Genomic DNA, 2,736 nt, shown 5'->3' with positions numbered 1-2,736 from the left:
GCTGGCAAGAATACAGAATTCAACTAGTTCGTGAACTGCTTCAGGCAGGGCTGCTTGTGAATGCAATCCCAAATCGTAAGGCTGAGGGTTTTCGGGATGGTTGTAGGCGAATAACTGTTGCACAGCCATCTGATTTAGAGTCAGCGTCCCTGTTTTATCTACACACAAAACCGTTGCCGAACCAACTGTTTCAACAGCGGAAGTGCGACGGGCTAAAACATGATTCTGCGAAATCCGCCAAGCTCCCAAGGCGAGAAAGATCGTCACGACGACGGGAAATTCATTCGGCAAGATTGCCATCGCTAATGTAATCCCAGCGAGGACTCCTTTGAGCCAATCTCCAGTCGTAGCTCCATAAATGATGACAATTGCCACACATAATGCCAAGGCAATCCCAAATAAGCGACTCACCAGTCGATTCATTTCTCGTTGCAGAGGAGTGACTTCTGGCGGCACTTTCTGTAAAGCGTTGCCAATCTTGCCCATCTCCGTCTGTGTGCCGATCGATCGCACCTTGACGATCCCCTGTCCCTGCACCACCAACGTTCCAGAGTATACAAATGGCAATTCGTCGCCCCCAGGACGTGCCATCTGTACATCTCCCACAGCCGCAATTTTGCGAACGGGTAGGGATTCTCCAGTTAGTAACGACTCATCGGTGGAGAGATTGGTGCAGGATAGGACGATCGCATCCGCAGGTACTCTGTCTCCTTCTGCTAGCATTAAAATATCGTCTCGCACCACTTCTCGCCCCGCAATCCGTTTGCGCTGTCCATCTCGAATTGCCAAGGCACGAGGACTAGAAAGATCGCGCAAGGCTTCTAGCGCGTGTTCGGTTTTACCTTCTTGGTACAGGCTAATTGCCGTCAGGAAGACGACGAAACCCAGTAAGATTAAGGCTTCTTGGAGGTCGCCTAAAATCCAATAAATGATGCCACCGCCGACGAGTAGCAAAAAGATCGGATCTTGAATACTCTCCCACGCGATCGATAATAGACTCCGAGCCTGAGTTGAGGGAAGTTCATTGTAGCCATCGCGCTTGAGGTTAGCGATTGCGTCTCGATCGGATAAGCCAGCCACGGGATTCTCGTTCCGAGAGGCTTCGCCAACGCGATCTGTAGATTCTAGCCGAACGATTGGCGAAATCATAAGTCTGTTGCCACAACTAAATTAGTCAGTTTAATTAACATTTTGCCTCAGCAATATTAGCAAGTTGAATCGCCATCATCACACTATTCTCATTCCTGAAGATCGTCGATATTAGGTTGAAGATGTGTGGATCTCATGAGGTATTTTTATTTCCTGCTGAGAGTTGACTCCATTAGTCATTCTTCCGCTCATCTGATAGTGAGAGATCCGATAAATGACCACTACGTCTGCACGTCCCCAAGCATCGATCCAAGTTCGATTAATAGCAGGAGTAAGTGTCGGATTTTGCTCTTTAATTAATTTCGTAACCCGTTCGATTTCCGATCGATCTGTCAGACGTTCGGCTCGACCCTTCGCCATGACGCTCCGCCAATGCAGCGATCCGTGTACTTCTTCAACCTGTAAGCAGATTTCTGGATTCGCATCCATGCCATAAGTCTTCATCCCTTCGGTTGTAAATAGATAAATATCTGAGTCTTCGAGATAATAATGCATTGGGATCGTGTTGGGTTTTCCTTCATAGATGAAGCCGAGATGACCGTAGCCTACTTTGTGTAGTAATTCACGCATTTCCTTTCCACTCATTTCATCGATATTCAGCATAATTATTCTCTCTGAAAATTCACGATCTTATTTACTCATTAATACAGAACAAGGCGTATGATGGAGGACATAATTACTGACGCTGCCCAAAAGCAACTCATTAAGAGCAGAAATGCCCCTGTGTCCCATCACAATGAGATCGACATCCTCAGACTGAGCAAATTCACAGATTTTTCGACCAGGGCCACCAGCAATCTGGTGAAATTCAGTTATTACGCCTTCAGTCGTAGATCGATCTGCCAGCGATTTTAATAGATTCAAACTGTGTTGTTCGTAAGTTTGCCACTGTTCTCGATATATTTGCAGCGTGTCACCATCCGCAGCTTGAAAATACTCCAACCCAGTCGGCAGCGGGATCGATAGACTATTCTGTTCCTCGAAAGATAGAACATGCAGGAGTAACAAATTAGCTTTGTCGGCCTTCGCAATATCGAGTGCTGTCTTAAAAACATCATGGCTCATTTCCGAGCCATCTATTGCCGCCAAAATCTTCTTAAACATATTAACTTCCGCTATTCTTAGTTTGTTTAATGCAATTAGCGATCTCCACCACGACGACGTTCGGCTACTGCACGCGAGCGAATTTGGGTTTTAAAACCACTCCGCTCCAATCTACGGGCAGCACGCTGGGCATCGCGACGCTCGGCATGGAAACCTTCTAAAGTCCATCGGCGGTCGCGGGGACTGCGGTAATGAACGGTGTAGCCACGTTGGTAAGTAGGACGACTTTGGGCTACTCGTAAATTTGTTTTGTCAAGCAAGTTTTGGGTAACTGTTTGTGAATTCAGTCCATTTGCCTCAAAGGGTATCGCTACTAAAAACCCCGCATATACCCATGAGATAATAATTATCTTTTTCATAAAAATTCAGTTACATATTGGCTTCGACTTGGGCAATTTCCAATCGAGTTTTAATCACTGAATCGGGATTGAGGCTAATCGAGTCGATGCCTTGCTCCACTAGAAAACGAGCGAATTCTGGATA

At 46.3% G+C, this 2,736-nt stretch carries 4 protein-coding genes; all 4 read right to left on the bottom strand.

What is annotated here, in order from left to right:
• Positions 1-1,149: HAD-IC family P-type ATPase (locus tag RMO55_RS08705; protein WP_310425837.1), on the bottom strand; the 1,149-nt coding region annotated here is incomplete at its 3' end.
• Between the two features lie 111 nt (positions 1,150-1,260).
• Positions 1,261-1,752 (bottom strand): pyridoxamine 5'-phosphate oxidase family protein, encoded by a 492-nt coding sequence (locus RMO55_RS08700; protein WP_310425835.1) that lies wholly within the window; start codon positions 1,750-1,752, stop codon positions 1,261-1,263.
• Positions 1,753-1,779: 27 nt separating this feature from the next.
• Positions 1,780-2,253, bottom strand: coding sequence for a universal stress protein (locus tag RMO55_RS08695; RefSeq protein WP_310425833.1), 474 nt, complete (start codon positions 2,251-2,253; stop codon positions 1,780-1,782).
• Between the two features lie 35 nt (positions 2,254-2,288).
• Positions 2,289-2,612 carry a hypothetical protein gene (locus RMO55_RS08690; RefSeq protein ID WP_310425831.1) on the bottom strand — a complete coding sequence of 108 codons (324 nt, stop codon included), beginning with the start codon at positions 2,610-2,612 and terminating at the stop codon, positions 2,289-2,291.
• Positions 2,613-2,736 lie beyond the last annotated feature (124 nt).

Origin of the sequence: Chamaesiphon sp. VAR_48_metabat_135_sub, from assembly GCF_031418915.1 — a bacterium.
In the GTDB taxonomy this organism is placed as follows: Bacteria; Cyanobacteriota; Cyanobacteriia; order Cyanobacteriales; family Chamaesiphonaceae; genus Chamaesiphon.
Note: the sequence above shows the minus strand (reverse complement) of the source record. Positions and strands in the feature narration are given on the sequence as shown.

Bases quoted from the DNA above. Each gene is read 5' to 3' on its own strand.
- RMO55_RS08700 (WP_310425835.1), bottom strand. From the start codon at position 1,752: ATGCTGAATATCGATGAAATGAGTGGAAAGGAAATGCGTGAATTACTA.
- RMO55_RS08695 (WP_310425833.1), bottom strand. From the start codon at position 2,253: ATGTTTAAGAAGATTTTGGCGGCAATAGATGGCTCGGAAATGAGCCAT.
- RMO55_RS08690 (WP_310425831.1), bottom strand. From the start codon at position 2,612: ATGAAAAAGATAATTATTATCTCATGGGTATATGCGGGGTTTTTAGTA.